Source organism: Bacillus cereus group sp. MYBK245-2 (assembly GCF_051916145.1).
GTDB lineage: Bacteria > Bacillota > Bacilli > Bacillales > Bacillaceae_G > Bacillus_A > Bacillus_A pacificus.
Genome location: NZ_JBQAGB010000004.1, coordinates 178,867 through 193,976, shown reverse-complemented (window position 1 = coordinate 193,976; position 15,110 = coordinate 178,867). Strand labels below are relative to the sequence as shown.

Here is a 15,110-nt window from a genome sequence, read left to right as displayed (position 1 = left end):
GAGCCTCTCCTTCGCTTTTTTATGTTTTAAAAAGGCCGTTCTAATCCAGCTGCAGTATGAGCCCCTAAAATGATTAAACGAGTTAATTGCATGGCCATAAAATGCGGGGTATATATCATTCCTTTTTTTAGCCATGACATAATCATGCCGAGGTGGGCACCAGTAACATAACTAATAAGAATATCACGTGGAACCATTAGTTTTTCATCGTTAGGTTGTGAAATAGAGAGGCTTAATGTTAAATGTGTTTGAATTGCTTTCATCATTTTATACGTATAATTTCCGGCAGCTTTATCACCAAGCATGACGTTATAGAAGTTCGCATTTTCTGCAATATGTTCGAACAAGGCCAAAAAACTTGGATGTGGTGAATCAAATGTAAGTTGAAAATCTTCTTTATTTCTATTTTTTTGTTTAATGACTTTTGTTAACTTCTCTAACATTTCTTCAATGCTTTTGTCTAATAAGTCATATTTATCGTGATAATGGCTATAAAACGTAGCACGATTTACAGGAGCACGTTCTGCAATATGTTGAACAGTTACATTTTCAAACCCTTTTTCGCCTACTAAAGCGACAAAAGCATCCTGTATGAGTTGTCTCGTCCGTTTTACACGTGGATCATTTGTATTTTTAATAGACATTTTTATTTCCCCTTGTTTAATTTTCTTTACTTAAACAACATATCAGCGTTATATTGTTGTTTAAACGACATTTCATACGTAAATTGTCGGTTGTAGATTTAAAATAATTATTTATAATTATAAACGATAGTCCTTCAGAAATCAGCACCGCTCGCAGGTAGATAAATTTCGATTTACACCGCAGATGGTGTGATTTTTTTGTTTAAAAGTTAATATAATTAACAATTAAGCAATCTAAACAATAAGGACATAAATAGTTTAGAAAAAAATTATATGCGATATAAGGAGAGGAATGCAATGAATCAGTTTCGAAGAATGGTAATTATCAACATTATCACATTAATTGTACTAGTTGGCGGCGGTATTGGCGCTTATTACTATTACAACCAAACGGAAAATTACTTAAAAACAGACAATGCAAAGATTGACGGAAAGGTAATTCCGATTGCGTCACCAGTAGCAGGTAAACTAACTGACTGGAAAGCAGAAGTAGGTAAGAACTACAATGAAAACGATAAATTAGGTGCTGTTACTGTAGCAGCAGCAAATGGAGAACAAACAGTAGATGTAACAATTCCGCAAAACGCAACAGTTGTACAATCAAACGCAACAACAAATGCTTTCGTTGGAGCAGGTAGCCCGATTGCTTATGCATTTGATATGAACAATTTATGGGTAACAGCAAATATTGAAGAAACAGTAATTGATGATGTTCAAAAAGGTCAAACAGTAGATGTATATGTAGATGCATACCCAGATACAACGTTAACAGGAAAAGTAGAACAAGTTGGCTTAACAACAGCGAACACATTCTCAATGTTACCATCAAGTAACGCAACAGCGAACTATACGAAAGTAAAGCAAGTTGTACCAGTTAAAATTTCTTTAGATCATAGTAAATCAGTAAATATTGTTCCTGGAATGAATGTGTCAGTTCGTATTCATAAGTAAGGGGGAGATGAGATGTCCTCAATTGCAATTGTAGGATATGCACTATTTTGTATAATCGTCTTCTTCCTTGTAAATCGTCTTTTACGAAAGAAAAAAACGAACGTGGGAGAAGAACAAGTCCCAGCCGTAAGTAAAATAGAAGTAAGTAAGGTAGAAACAGAAGAGAAAGAAAATGAACAAAAGCAAGAAGTAGAAATTTCTAATGTAGTTGAGTTAGAAACAAGCAAGCAAGAAGAAGTAAAACAAGAAAAAGAAATGCCGAAAAAACAAACGTCTATGCCTATAGAGAATGTAAATGTAAAAGCAGTTGTAACAGTATTAATTCTCGGTATGTTCGTTTCTATTTTAAACCAAACAATTATTAACGTTGCATTGCCACCGTTAATGAATGAATTTAACGTATCAACTTCAACAGCACAATGGTTAATTACAGGATTCATGCTTGTAAATGGTATTTTAGTACCGATTAGTGCCTTTTTAGTTTCACGATTTACGTATCGTAAATTATTCGTAGCAGCAATGTTATTCTTTACTGTAGGATCTATCATTTGTGCTACATCAGGAAACTTTACAATGATGATGACAGGTCGTATTATTCAAGCGGTCGGTGCAGGTATTTTAATGCCGGTTGGTATGAATATCTTCATGACATTATTCCCACCTCATAAGCGCGGAGCAGCGATGGGATTACTAGGTGTAGCGATGATTTTAGCTCCAGCTATCGGACCAACTGTAACAGGTTGGGTAATTGAAAACTACAGCTGGAACTTAATGTTCTATGCGATGTTTATTATCGGTTTAATTATTACCTTCCTATCTTTAAAATTCTTTACACTAGCTCAGCCAGTATCTAAAACGAAATTAGATGTATTTGGTGTTATTAGTTCAAGTATTGGACTAGGAAGCTTGTTGTACGGATTTAGTGAAGCTGGAAATAATAGTTGGACTAGTGCCGAAGTTGTTATTTCACTTGTTATCGGTGTAATTGGTTTAGCGTTATTTATTTGGAGAGAGTTGACAACAGACAATAAAATGCTTGATTTACAAGTATTTAAATATCCAGTATTTACTTTCACTTTATTAATTAACGCAATCGTTACGATGGCATTATTCGGAGGTATGTTACTACTTCCAGTATATCTGCAAAACATTCGTGGCTTCACACCAATTGAATCAGGTTTATTATTACTTCCAGGTTCATTAATTATGGGAATCATGGGACCTATTGCAGGTAAACTATTTGATAAATATGGAATTCGTCCGTTAGCGATTGTTGGATTAGCTATTACAACGTTTGCGACATATGAATTTACAAAGTTATCAATGGATACGCCATATAGCGTTATTATGACGGACTATATTATACGTTCAATTGGTATGTCATTCATTATGATGCCAATTATGACAGCTGGTATGAACGCACTGCCGATGAAATTAATTTCTCACGGTACAGCAACGCAAAATACATCAAGGCAGGTAGCTGGTTCAATCGGAACAGCGATTTTAATCACACTTATGACGCAACAAACAACTGCTCACGTAGCAGATTACGGTAACATGTTAACAACGTCAAACCCAATTTTAGTTGATAAAGTACATGGCATGGGGCAAAGCTTAGCGGCCTTAGCTGGATCAGCGCAAGCAGGAGATGCGATGAGCACGCAACTATTATATGGACAAATTTCAAAGCTATCTGCAATTAACGGTATTAACGATGCATTCTTAATTGCAACAATATTAGCAGGTGTTGCATGGGTGTTATCGTTCTTCTTACAATCAGGAAATAAACCAAATAGAAAAGCAGGGAATTAATTTCCCTGCTTTTTTACTTTTAACCATTAAATTTCACACTAATATAGTCCAAACAATACTCTTCTCTAATATCAGTAGAAACTGTACGTATCTTAACAGTGATGCCAAATTTAGATAAATAATCCATCATTTTATTTATCTTTTCTTCATTTACGATAAGTGGTGGTGGGAATAAAAATGTACCTTCATCCTCAAAATTTTCCGCATTTTCATCTGCAACCTTTAGATTAGATATAAAATCATCAAATTTTAATGGGGCACTTGAACCTCTCCGATAAAAAATTTTTTCTCTTTTTTTATGCAAAGAATCAAAATCCAACACAGCAAATTTATTTGCTTCATCATTAAAAAAGGAAAAAATATCTGAATAAGAAGAATCCCATTCTTTATCAACTAATGTTTTATAAATCAAATCCATTGCCTCATGTGTCATATGAGATGTTTGAATATCATTATCTTCTACATTCACTTCTACTTCCTCAAAGAATGGACGCATTTCATCAACTTGACTCTCATTTGTAATAAAAGGAATATAGGAGACTAATGTATGTCCCTTATTTACTTTAGATTTAAACCATTGATAAATAAAAGTATTAAATATATGGAATTTACCATATGAACTTACCCCTTTTATTTTATTTTCCAAGTGTAACTCCTCCCGCAGAAGAACCATTAGGTGAAACACCCATTGATGTTGTAACTTGTACGGCTGTTTTTACAGCTATATATTTCTTTTTACCTGTGTAATGCCATGTCTTACTTGTTGATACACTTTTTTTATTTGGTGTTACTGAATATGCAACTTTCTTTGCGCCATTTGGTGTTATTTGAATATTAGCTTTTAAAATTGGCTTAAGAGATGATGTGATATGCGTAGTGGTAGTTGCTGATGTATTTGTCTTCTTTTTTGTAGCCCCTGTAACTGATTTACGATATTTAATACCAACAATAATTAAAAAGATACTAACGACGAATTCACATATCATCAAAGTAAGAGCTAAAATCATCCAAGTTAATATTCCGAACACTTCTGTATTACCTCCGATTTTTGGTTTTCAAAAAATGTTATATATAGAATGAATCACCTACAGACATGAGCACCCAGAAAATAACCCCTAATATTCCAGCGGTAAAAATAATGAATCCCATATTACGTATACTTTTAATTTTGGCTTGTAATCCACTTATCCCTGCTAATAATCCAGTTAAAGAAAACAGTATCCAATATAAAGTAGTTGAAATAGGGATGATTGTATTGCTCTCCACTCCCATGCCCCAAAAAACAAAAGGTAGTGTGACAAAGGAAAAGCTAAGTAGCCCCATTAAACCGACAAATAATTTACGGTGTTTCACGCTAGTAACAATTAAAAAAATACCACCGAAAAATCCGCATAAAACAAGAAGTGGCATATAAACAATCCAAAGTAAGCTCAACATATATAATCTCCTTCTTTGTAATCAGTTATATTTTACTACATGAGGTTTATTTTGGATATTATTAACAAATATGTATAAATTGATAGAAATGAGTAGTACCGATACGAATTAATAGATGTAGAGCATGAGAGAGGAGGAGACGTATGAAAATTACAGAAGAAAATGTTGTGAATCAGCTAAGGAAAAGGGAGGAAAAAGCATTATATTTTATTATCGAGCAGTACAGCGGACTAATAAAAAGTATTATTCAGAAGTATTTAGCTTCGTTTGAAGATGTGCAAGAGGAATGTATGGATGGATGATGTGTTATTGGCAATTTGGAATCATATTGAAAAGTATGATGAAGAGAAAAATATTCTAAAAAAATTGGATTGTAGCTATTACAAAATATAAATATATCGATTATGCGAGAAAATATACGAAGACAGTAAATGAAAAAGGAATAGATCAAATAGATGAAATAGCGGTACATACCGATACTACTAAAAGAGAAATTAGTAATGATATGGAACATATATTAAATCATTTAAAGAAGAAAGATAAAGAAATCTTTATGAAGCATTATGTGGAAGAAGAGTTTGAAGTTGTGATAAAAGAGTAAGGAGAGGTATTGTGATGATACCTCTCTTTATCCTAAAAAGGCTAACATATTATTCATAATATGAAGTAATATAGCTGGAATAATGGATTTTGTTTTTTTACATAAAATGGCCATAAATAGACCCATGATGAACATACTAAACATCACACCAGTTGAGTATATATGACCTATTCCGAAGAGGAAGCTAGACCCAAGCGCTGCAATCCAAAATGGGAAACGCTGTAGTAGGAAATGAAGAATAATACCGCGGACTATAAGTTCTTCAAAAATAGGTACAAGTATAGCGCCACCTATTAGTAATAATAGTTTGTATTGTTTTAACATTTCTAGGTCTAAAGCGGATGACTGCTCTTTTACCGCATCAGGAAGAATATTATTAATTATAAATATATCATTAACGATATGTAGTCCGTAAAAAAGAATGATATAGATGTATGTGCTTACTTTTTTTAATGCTGTAAAGTTTAGTGTTGGGACAATTAAATTTCTTAATGGCTTATATGCATAAATTAAAATTAATAAAATGCACAATACAAATAAATTCTTCCCAAAAGTAGTAAGTGATTTTGTTAAAGCAATTTGTTTTGGATTGGTTAAACCTTCTGTATAAATAACGGTAGGAAGACCTATAAAGAGGTCGGCTAGAAATCCTGTTCCCCAAATTGCAAAAACGAGTGAAAATAGAAATTGTGAGAGTGACATAGGATGTTTTTGTGGGTAAGTTAGTTGCGTGGCTTGTGTAATAGTGAATCACCTATCCTTTTATACTTTATAATTATATATAAAAATTATAGGATATTTATACAAAAAAGTCATCATTGTAATAAAAATGATATTTTGAGGCTAATATTTACAGACCGTAGTAATTTTACATTGATGTTCTGTGTAAACGGAAGAAGAGTTTGAAGTTATGATAAAAGAGGTATCGCGATGATACCTCTTTTTAACTCAAGAACGCCAACATATTATTCATAATATGAAATAACATAGCTGGAATAATGGATTTTGTTTTTTTACATAAAATAGCCATTAATAATCCCATGAAGAAAGTAATTACCATAACCCCAAGTGAGTATGTATGAGCGATACCGAAGAAGAAACTTGTTACGATGGCTGCGATCCAAAATGGAAAGCGTTCTGAGAAGAAGCGAAGTATAAAACCACGGAAAATAAGTTCTTCAAAAATGGGTGTGAGTATGGCGAAGCTGAGAAGCAATAATATTTGATATTGCTTAAAGACGTCTAAGCTTAGTGCGGAAGATTGCTGCTTCGTTGCATTTTGGAACACATAATTTAACAGTATGTAATTGAGTACGATGTTTATAACGAAGAAAAGAAGTAAATATACGTATGTGCGCCATTCTTTCAGTGCTTTAAAGTTAAAAGATTTTAGTAGTAATTTTTTTGCGGGTTCGAATTTAAAAATGAAGAATAACAGTACGGCTAGTTGTAATACGGTACTTGCGGTATTGGCAATAGATTCGTACAGGGCAATTTGTTTTTTATTTGTGAGACCAGCTGTATAAATTGTTAATGGCATTGCGAGGAACACAGTAATAAGTCCGGTTCCGAAAAAAGCGAATAAAACGGAGCTAATAAATTGTAACCATGACATAGAGTATTTCTGTTCATTAGAAAGTTGTGTAGCGGGTTGCATTTGTAAAATCACCTCTTTATATTTGTATATTTAATTGTAAAGCATATTGTTTTCGGGTGTAACATTTAAATATTACATATAAAGGTGTATTTTCCATAAAATAATAAAAGAGGTATCACCCTATAGTGATGCCTCTTTCTTATTGATAACTATGTTCTGCTTTGTTATTCGATTTTGATTGCTCTATTTGCAATTCACGCTCTACTAAACGGTCTAACTGTTGAATAGCTTTTAATGCTTTTTCATAAGAAATTGTTCGATAATGATGCGCTCCGCCCGGTTCTTCATCTGCTTCGTCTGCCCATTTAATAATGTTTTGAAGAGATGTTCTTTCAATTTCTTGTTCTACTAAGAAAGAATCAGTATGAAGAAGAATGGCGATAGAAATCTCTTTTGCTAGTTTAGGGTGCTCTCCTAATCTAATAAGCAATTTATGAGCTCTTTCTGCTCCTTTAATTGCGTGTATATCATTCTTTTTATATAAATCATAGTCCCATTCGCCGCCTGTGTACCACGTATGATGTCCGATATCATGAAGGAAACCAGCCTTTGTAGCAGCATCGACTGAGGCGTGATGCTTTTTAGCTAAGTGAAACGCATGGTAAGCGACAGCAATCGCGTGGACCATCCCAGAACGATTTACGTATTTTTGTGTAATATGGTGTTTAAAAATTTGTTCAAGCGTAATACGGTGCATAAAACATTCACTCCTTTTATCCCGCTTTAACGGGCAGTAAGATTCCTACTTCAAAATTCAGCGAATACGGGGAAGTTAGGTGAGGAATCAACTGCCCGTAAAAGCCCGATTGGTTCAACTAATAATTAGTGGGGATGAACACCCCTCCCCACTAATTAAAGTTTCACTTTATCTTATGGTGTCTATAAAGAAAATCGGTCGGTTTAAATGTATTTTGAACATTGTACTCCATCATAGTTCGTTAGTAAAGTAGAAATGTTTAGGAGAAGAAAAAATTTTTCCGCAAAAAAAATCACCTTGGCCTATGCAAAGGTGATTTTCAAATTGCTTATTTTTTTAATCCTTGCTCTAGTGTTTCTAACATTTCGTGCTTTTCATTTTCATCGGCGTTTTTCCAAATGACTTCAAATAAAACACCAAGACCTGGTAGCATTTTTTCTTCACCGCTTTGAATTGCATCGACAATTGTTTCTTGTAATTGATCTTGTGTATTACCAGATACATTTGCTAATACAGCACCGCGTAAATTAAAACTCATTGTTTTCACCTCTTCTTCAGAATTGAAACTGACGTTAGTTTTTGTTCTTTTTTATGTAAATATGTATGAAAAATAGGCTATAATGATAAGACAAGAAGAGAGGGAAATACATATTATGAAAAACATTGATTCAGTACAAAATCCGCGTGTGAAGCAGTGGAAAAAGCTGCAAACGAAAAAAGAACGCGATAAAAAAGGTTTATTTTTTGTAGAAGGATTCCACTTAGTGGAGGAAGCTTTAAAAGTAGGAGTTGTAACAGAACTTATCGTTTCAGATCAGACAGACCTTCCGAAAGATTGGACAGTTAATGATGTAGAGATGTATATCGTACCGGAAGCAATCGTAAAAGTACTTCGTGAAACAGAAACGACGCAAGGTGTATTTGCTGTCTGTGAAAAGCATGAGAAAGAAGTAGCTCTTGCTGATGGAAAGTTTCTTTTACTAGATGGCCTGCAAGACCCAGGTAACTTAGGGACGATTATTCGTACAGCTGATGCAGCTGGCATTCATGCCGTTGTGCTTGGAGAAGGTTGTGTTGATGTTTATAATAGTAAAGTACTCCGTTCTACACAAGGCTCTATTTTCCACTTACCAATTGTAAAAGGGAACTTAGAAGAATGGGTAGACAAGTTAAAAGAAAATAACGTTCCTGTATATGGAACAGCTCTTGAAAATGGAGTTCCGTACGGGGAAGTAACACCAGCTGGTAGTTTTGCATTAATTGTAGGAAATGAAGGAAACGGCGTACGTCAAGAAATTCTTGCGAAAACGGATCAAAACTTGTATATTCCGATTTACGGCGGGGCAGAATCATTAAATGTTGCAGTTGCAGCAGGGATTTTAACGTATTATTTGCAAAGCCCGGTTGCGAACAAATAAAAAACTTCTTATAATAAGTTGAAGTACATTATATTAAAAGTTAAATAACGAAAAACGTTGATAGAGAAGAGTAGCTTACAAAATCGCCATATAGGGAGAGAATGCCGTAGACTGAAAGCATTCTTATGGTAGACGGAAGTGAATTCACCTCTGGAGTTGACGCCAGGACCATGTATATGTAAAGGCGTTCCGGTCAGAATTGATCGTTATAACTAATGAGTGGGCAGACATGTTCTGTCAATTTAGGGTGGTACCGCGAATTTACCTCGTCCCTTTTTGGGAGCGAGGTTTTTTTATTTTTAAAATTAGGAGGGTTCCAAATGGAAGCACGTTTAAAAGAGCTAAAGCAAAAAGCGTTAGAGCTTATTGAAGAAGCGAAAGAGCTAAAAGGCTTAAACGATGTACGCGTAGCGTATTTAGGAAAAAAAGGTCCCATTACAGAAGTATTACGCGGCATGGGAAAATTATCAGCAGAAGAGCGTCCACGTATGGGAGCATTAGTAAATGAAGTACGTGAAGCGATTCAAACGCGTCTAGATGACAAAATCAGCAACTTAGAAAAAGCAGTAATTGAAGCGAAATTAGCTACTGAAACAATTGATGTTACCTTACCAGGTCGTCCTGTTGAAACAGGTTGTCACCATCCGTTAACAGCTGTTGTTGAACAAATTGAAGATGTATTCATCGGTATGGGTTATGAAGTAGCGGAAGGAACAGAAGTAGAAAAAGACTACTACAACTTCGAAGCATTAAACTTACCGAAAGATCACCCAGCACGTGATATGCAAGATACATTCTACATTACAGAAGAAACGTTACTACGTACACATACATCTTCTGTGCAAGCACGTACGATGGAAAATAATAAAGAAAAAGGCCCAATTAAAATTATTTGTCCTGGTAAAGTGTATCGCCGCGATGACGATGATGCGACGCATTCACACCAGTTCATGCAAATTGAAGGTCTTGTAATTGATAAAAATATTCGTATGAGTGACTTAAAAGGTACACTGCAAGTATTCGTGAAAAAGATGTTCGGTGAAGATCGTGAAATCCGTCTTCGTCCAAGTTTCTTCCCATTCACAGAGCCATCTGTAGAGATGGATATTTCTTGTATGATGTGTCACGGCAAAGGTTGCGGCACTTGTAAAGGAACTGGTTGGATTGAAATTTTAGGCGCAGGTATGGTTCACCCGAACGTACTTGAAATGGCTGGTTATGATTCAAAAGAATATCAAGGTTTCGCATTCGGTATGGGCGCAGAGCGTATCGCAATGTTGAAATACGGCGTAGATGACATTCGTCATTTCTATACAAATGATGTACGTTTCTTACAACAATTCAAACGAGCGTAAGGGAAGGAGAGGATAAGTATGTTCGTATCATATCGTTGGTTACAAGAGTATGTAGATATTAAAGATGTAACGGCACAAGAACTAGCAGACAAAATCACGAAAAGTGGTATTGAAGTAGAAGGCGTTGAAGTATTAAATAAAGGTGTAAAAGGTGTTGTAGTTGGTCACGTATTAGAATGTGAAAAACACCCAGAAGCTGATAAGTTAAGCAAATGCTTAATCGATATCGGTGAAGAAGAACCAGTTCAAATTATTTGTGGTGCTGCTAACATTGCAAAAGGTTTAAAAGTGCCAGTTGCAAAAGTTGGCGCTGTACTACCTGGTAATTTCAAAATTAAAAAAGCAAAACTACGTGGTGAAGCTTCTCACGGTATGGTTTGTGCTCTTCAAGAGCTTGGCATTGATGGAAAGTTAGTTTCAAAAGAATATGCAGATGGTATCTTCATCTTCCCAAGTGACGCTGAAGTTGGTGCAGATGCACTTGAAATTTTAAACTTACATGATGAAGTACTTGAGCTTGGTTTAACACCAAACCGTGCAGATTGCTTAAACATGTTAGGTGTTGCATATGAAGTAGCTGCTATTTATGGCCGTGAAGTAAAACTTCCAGCTATCGACTTACAAGAAACAGCAGAAAAAACTGCTGATTACATTTCTGTAAGTGTAGAAGCGAAAGAAGAAAACCCATTATACATTGCAAAAATGGTAAAGAACGTAAAAATTGGTCCGTCACCAATGTGGATGCAAACGCGCCTTATGGCAGCTGGCATTCGTCCAATTAGCAACGTAGTTGATATTACAAACTACATTTTAATGGAATACGGTCAACCGTTACATGCATTCGATTACGATAAATTAGGTTCAAAAGAAATCGTTGTTCGTCTTGCAAAAGAAGGTGAAAAAATTGAAACGTTAGATGATCAAGAACGTACATTACAAAGCCACCATCTTGTCATTACAAACGGTACAAAAGCTTTAGCTGTTGCTGGTGTAATGGGTGGAGCGGATTCTGAAGTTACAAATGAGACAGTAAACGTTCTAATTGAGTCTGCATACTTTGCGGGTCAAACAGTGCGCCGTACATCAAAAGACTTAGGTCTTCGCAGTGAGTCAAGTGCGCGTTTCGAAAAAGGAATCGACCCAACACGTACATTTGAAGCAATTCAACACGCAGCTGCTTTAATGGCGAAATACGCTGGCGGTGAGGCGCTTGAAGGTGTAGTAGAAGCTGACAACTTACAAGTACAAGAGCGTACAGTATCTGTTACTGCTGACAAAGTAAACCGTGTATTAGGTACAAATATTTCTGCAAGTGAAATGGGTACAATGTTCACAAACTTAAAGTTCCCATTCACAGAAGTAGAAGGAACATTCCACGTGAATGTACCAGCACGTCGTCCTGACATTACAATTTCAGAAGACTTAGTAGAAGAAGTGGGCCGTCTATACGGTTATGACCACATTCCAGTTACATTACCTTCTGGAACAATGACTCGTGGTAAATTAACATCAGCACAAACGAAACGTCGTAAAGTACGTCGCTTCTTAGAAGGTGCTGGTTTATATGAAGCAATCACGTATTCATTAACAAGCACTGACAAAGCGAAACAATATATGGTTGAGCCAAACGAAAAGGCGCCTGTCGCTCTTGCACTTCCAATGAGTGAAGAACGTAGCCAACTTCGTTTAAGCTTAGTACCACAATTGTTAGAAGCAGTTTCATACAACGTTGCACGTAAAAACGACAGTGTTGCTTTATACGAAGTAGGTTCTATCTTCTTACCGACAGAAGAAGGAGAACTTCCGAAAGAAGAACAACATCTTGCAGGTGTTATGACAGGTCTTGCTCTTCACCATGCATGGCAAGGTGAGAAAAAAGTAGTAGACTTCTTTGTTATGAAAGGTGTACTAGAAGGACTATTCGACGTACTTGGCGTTTCAAACCAAATCACATATGCACCAGCAAAACGTGAAGGTATGCACCCAGGTCGTACAGCTGACATCGTATTAGATGGCGAAGTAATTGGTTTCATCGGTCAATTGCACCCAGAAGCAGAAAAACAATTAGATGTGAAAAATACATTCGTATTTGAACTATCTCTTGTAAAAGTATTCGGTGCAGACGCAGAAGAAACTTACTACTCAGCGATTCCACGTTTCCCATCCATGACACGTGACATGGCTGTTGTCGTAACGAAAGAAACAAAAGCTGGCGAAATGAAGCAAGTTATTGCTGAAGCTGGCGGGGAACTTCTGAAAGACGTAACACTATTTGACTTATACGAAGGTGAAAAAATGGAAGAAGGCAAGAAGTCACTTGCATTCTCTATGAACTACTTCGATCCAGAGCGTACGTTAACAGACGAAGAAGTAACAGAAGCACATAACCGTGTATTAACAGCGGTAGAAGAGAAATTTGGTGCGGAGTTACGTAAGTAATAAGAAATTGCCGGATTTATTCCGGTGATTTTTTTATTGGATTGGTTGTCGGAAAATGTCGATAAGTCGATATATTACAAAAATCGCCGATATATTTTCCGACATCTTGCATCTTTCTCTCGAATGTAGTACATTAATTTTAGTTTAACAAAATGAAAGACGATGATAAGGAAAAGTAGTATATACTATAATCCAAAGCGAGTCAGGGACGGTGAAAGCCTGATGAGGCGGTATATGTGAAGAACACCTTGGAGTTGCTAACCGAAATTGAATCTTGTATTCAAGAGTAGACTTAGACGGGAATCCGGCCTGTTACAAACCGGGAAGTATGTATTACATACGAGTTAAAGTTGGTCTTTATGACAAATTGGGTGGTACCGCGAAGTTTAACCTTTCGTCCCTTTATGGATGAAAGGTTTTTTTGTATTTAAATATATCAGCAAAGGAGAATTTCACTATGGAAAACACATTAGTAAAAAGTCTGTATAGAGATACAGATAAATACGCAGGTCAAACAGTACAAGTATCAGGGTGGATTCGTAACTTACGTGATTCAAAAGCGTTTGGTTTCATCGAATTAAACGACGGTAGCTTTTTCAAAAGCGTTCAAATCGTTTTCGATACAGAATTAGATAACTTCAAAGAAATTGCAAAACTTCCACTTAGCTCTTCAGTTAAAGTAGAAGGTAAAGTAATTGTAACGCCTGGAGCGAAGCAACCATTTGAAATTAAAGCAGAAAAAATTGATATTGAGGGCTTATCAGATTCTGATTACCCACTTCAAAAGAAACGTCATACGTTTGAATACTTACGTACAATCGCTCACTTACGTCCAAGAACAAATGCATTCTCTGCAACGTTCCGCGTACGTTCTATCGCAGCATTTGCGATTCACCAATTCTTCCAAGAGCGTGGATTCGTACATGTTCACACACCTATCATCACTGGTAGTGATACAGAAGGTGCGGGCGAAATGTTCCGCGTAACAACGCAAGATTTAAACAACGTACCAAAAGGCGAAGACGGACAAGTTGATGAATCAAAAGACTTCTTCGGCAAAGAAACAAACTTAACAGTAAGTGGACAGCTGAACGCTGAAGCTTATGCATTAGCATTCCGTGATGTATACACATTCGGACCTACATTCCGTGCAGAAAACTCAAACACAACTCGCCACGCAGCTGAGTTCTGGATGGTTGAGCCTGAGATTGCATTCGCTGAACTAGGTGACGTAATGAACCTTACAGAAGATATGCTGAAATATGCAATGAAATACGTATTAGAGCATGCACCAGAAGAAATGGAATTCTTCAACAGTTTCGTTGATAAAACAGTTCTAGAGCGCATGAACAACGTAATCAACTCTGACTTCGGTCGCATCACTTATACAGAAGCAATTAAAGTACTTCAAGAATCAGGTGCTGACTTCAAATACCCAGTAGAATGGGGTATTGACTTACAAACAGAGCATGAAAGATACTTATCAGAAGAAATCTTCAAACGCCCTGTATTCGTAACGGACTATCCGAAAGACATTAAAGCATTCTACATGCGCTTAAATGACGACGGTAAAACAGTGGCTGCTACTGACCTTCTAGTTCCTGGCATCGGTGAATTAATCGGCGGAAGTCAACGTGAAGAAAGAATGGACGTTTTAGTAGACAGAATTAAAGAATTAGGTATGAACGAAGAGGACTACTGGTGGTACTTAGAACTTAGAAAATACGGCGGTACAAAACACGCTGGATTCGGTCTAGGTTTCGAGCGCTTCCTAATGTACATCACTGGCATGGCTAACATCCGTGACGTAATTCCATTCCCAAGAACTCCAGGTTCTTCTGAATTCTAAAATATGAAAAAAGCGAGAGGATTTCCTCTCGCTTTTTATTTTGTATAGTTTATTCCCTCGTAGCAAAAAGTAACGCGAAGGGGTGAATATAAAATGAGTAAAAAAGTGAAAAAAGATCATTCAAGATCGGGCCTAGGTTCTCCAGAAGTAGAAGGACAAGGAACGACGACACATGAAACAGGTTCTCATAAAGTACCTTCATCTAATAAGAAGCAGAAACGAAGCTAACATAAAAAAGGAGAGTCGCCAA

Annotated in this window: 15 protein-coding genes, 1 pseudogene and 2 other annotated features; of the genes and pseudogenes, 8 read left to right on the top strand and 8 right to left on the bottom strand. The window is 36.1% G+C overall.

What is annotated here, in order from left to right; genetic code table 11:
• Window positions 1-26: 26 nt before the first annotated feature.
• Window positions 27-644, bottom strand: a complete 618-nt coding sequence (locus ACTFRN_RS09850) for a TetR/AcrR family transcriptional regulator (RefSeq protein ID WP_000023673.1) — start codon at window positions 642-644, stop codon at window positions 27-29.
• A 297-nt stretch (window positions 645-941) separates the two neighbouring features.
• Between ACTFRN_RS09850 and ACTFRN_RS09845 the strand changes: the two genes are divergently transcribed.
• Window positions 942-1,595, top strand: a complete 654-nt coding sequence (locus ACTFRN_RS09845; protein WP_001071400.1) for an HlyD family secretion protein — start codon at window positions 942-944, stop codon at window positions 1,593-1,595.
• A gap of 12 nt (window positions 1,596-1,607) precedes the next feature.
• Window positions 1,608-3,407 carry a DHA2 family efflux MFS transporter permease subunit gene (locus tag ACTFRN_RS09840; RefSeq protein WP_000094780.1) on the top strand — a complete coding sequence of 600 codons (1,800 nt, stop codon included), beginning with the start codon at window positions 1,608-1,610 and terminating at the stop codon, window positions 3,405-3,407.
• 19 nt (window positions 3,408-3,426) lie between these two features.
• On the opposite strand, the gene ACTFRN_RS09835 is transcribed toward ACTFRN_RS09840, so the two are convergent.
• Genes ACTFRN_RS09835 through ACTFRN_RS09825 form a run of 3 tightly spaced genes read right to left on the bottom strand, consistent with a single transcriptional unit; the run spans window position 3,427 to window position 4,844 of the window.
• The gene (locus tag ACTFRN_RS09835; RefSeq protein WP_014893485.1) at window positions 3,427-4,053 is read right to left on the bottom strand and encodes a hypothetical protein; all 627 of its coding nucleotides are present in this window, start codon (window positions 4,051-4,053) and stop codon (window positions 3,427-3,429) included.
• Window positions 4,043-4,435 (bottom strand): hypothetical protein, encoded by a 393-nt coding sequence (locus ACTFRN_RS09830; RefSeq protein WP_014893486.1) that lies wholly within the window; start codon window positions 4,433-4,435, stop codon window positions 4,043-4,045. The genes ACTFRN_RS09835 and ACTFRN_RS09830 overlap by 11 nt, the downstream gene beginning before the upstream one ends.
• Before the next feature lie 37 nt (window positions 4,436-4,472).
• The gene (locus ACTFRN_RS09825; RefSeq protein WP_000950042.1) at window positions 4,473-4,844 is read right to left on the bottom strand and encodes a hypothetical protein; all 372 of its coding nucleotides are present in this window, start codon (window positions 4,842-4,844) and stop codon (window positions 4,473-4,475) included.
• Window positions 4,845-4,987: 143 nt separating this feature from the next.
• Here ACTFRN_RS09825 and ACTFRN_RS09820 point away from each other — a divergent pair.
• A pseudogene (locus ACTFRN_RS09820) lies at window positions 4,988-5,421 on the top strand (sigma-70 family RNA polymerase sigma factor); the annotation flags it as partial.
• Window positions 5,422-5,472: 51 nt separating this feature from the next.
• Here the strand turns inward: ACTFRN_RS09820 and ACTFRN_RS09815 are convergent.
• The 4 genes from ACTFRN_RS09815 to sspI all read right to left on the bottom strand — a co-directional run bounded on the left by ACTFRN_RS09815 (window position 5,473) and on the right by sspI (window position 8,337).
• Window positions 5,473-6,147 (bottom strand): CPBP family intramembrane glutamic endopeptidase, encoded by a 675-nt coding sequence (locus ACTFRN_RS09815; protein ID WP_049111603.1) that lies wholly within the window; start codon window positions 6,145-6,147, stop codon window positions 5,473-5,475.
• A gap of 241 nt (window positions 6,148-6,388) precedes the next feature.
• Window positions 6,389-7,102 (bottom strand): CPBP family intramembrane glutamic endopeptidase, encoded by a 714-nt coding sequence (locus tag ACTFRN_RS09810; RefSeq protein WP_001182127.1) that lies wholly within the window; start codon window positions 7,100-7,102, stop codon window positions 6,389-6,391.
• A 139-nt stretch (window positions 7,103-7,241) separates the two neighbouring features.
• Window positions 7,242-7,799 carry an HD domain-containing protein gene (locus ACTFRN_RS09805; RefSeq protein ID WP_000554788.1) on the bottom strand — a complete coding sequence of 186 codons (558 nt, stop codon included), beginning with the start codon at window positions 7,797-7,799 and terminating at the stop codon, window positions 7,242-7,244.
• Between the two features lie 328 nt (window positions 7,800-8,127).
• Window positions 8,128-8,337 (bottom strand): small acid-soluble spore protein SspI, encoded by a 210-nt coding sequence (gene sspI, locus ACTFRN_RS09800; protein WP_000009513.1) that lies wholly within the window; start codon window positions 8,335-8,337, stop codon window positions 8,128-8,130.
• Window positions 8,338-8,419: 82 nt separating this feature from the next.
• Between sspI and ACTFRN_RS09795 the strand changes: the two genes are divergently transcribed.
• The 5 genes from ACTFRN_RS09795 to ACTFRN_RS09775 all read left to right on the top strand — a co-directional run bounded on the left by ACTFRN_RS09795 (window position 8,420) and on the right by ACTFRN_RS09775 (window position 15,088).
• Complete coding sequence (locus ACTFRN_RS09795; protein ID WP_016718637.1) at window positions 8,420-9,217, top strand: TrmH family RNA methyltransferase; 798 nt, start codon at window positions 8,420-8,422, stop codon at window positions 9,215-9,217.
• A gap of 48 nt (window positions 9,218-9,265) precedes the next feature.
• Window positions 9,266-9,494, top strand: a binding site (T-box leader).
• A 43-nt stretch (window positions 9,495-9,537) separates the two neighbouring features.
• Window positions 9,538-10,572 carry a phenylalanine--tRNA ligase subunit alpha gene (gene pheS / locus ACTFRN_RS09790; RefSeq protein WP_000388219.1) on the top strand — a complete coding sequence of 345 codons (1,035 nt, stop codon included), beginning with the start codon at window positions 9,538-9,540 and terminating at the stop codon, window positions 10,570-10,572.
• Between the two features lie 18 nt (window positions 10,573-10,590).
• Window positions 10,591-13,011 (top strand): phenylalanine--tRNA ligase subunit beta, encoded by a 2,421-nt coding sequence (gene pheT, locus ACTFRN_RS09785; protein WP_000498165.1) that lies wholly within the window; start codon window positions 10,591-10,593, stop codon window positions 13,009-13,011.
• A 153-nt stretch (window positions 13,012-13,164) separates the two neighbouring features.
• Window positions 13,165-13,416: a binding site (T-box leader), on the top strand.
• 52 nt (window positions 13,417-13,468) lie between these two features.
• Entirely contained in the window at window positions 13,469-14,860 is a 1,392-nt protein-coding gene (gene asnS, locus ACTFRN_RS09780) for an asparagine--tRNA ligase (RefSeq protein WP_000432167.1), read from the top strand.
• A gap of 93 nt (window positions 14,861-14,953) precedes the next feature.
• Window positions 14,954-15,088 (top strand): YuzL family protein, encoded by a 135-nt coding sequence (locus ACTFRN_RS09775; RefSeq protein ID WP_000039588.1) that lies wholly within the window; start codon window positions 14,954-14,956, stop codon window positions 15,086-15,088.
• The last annotated feature ends 22 nt before the right edge of the window (window positions 15,089-15,110 follow it).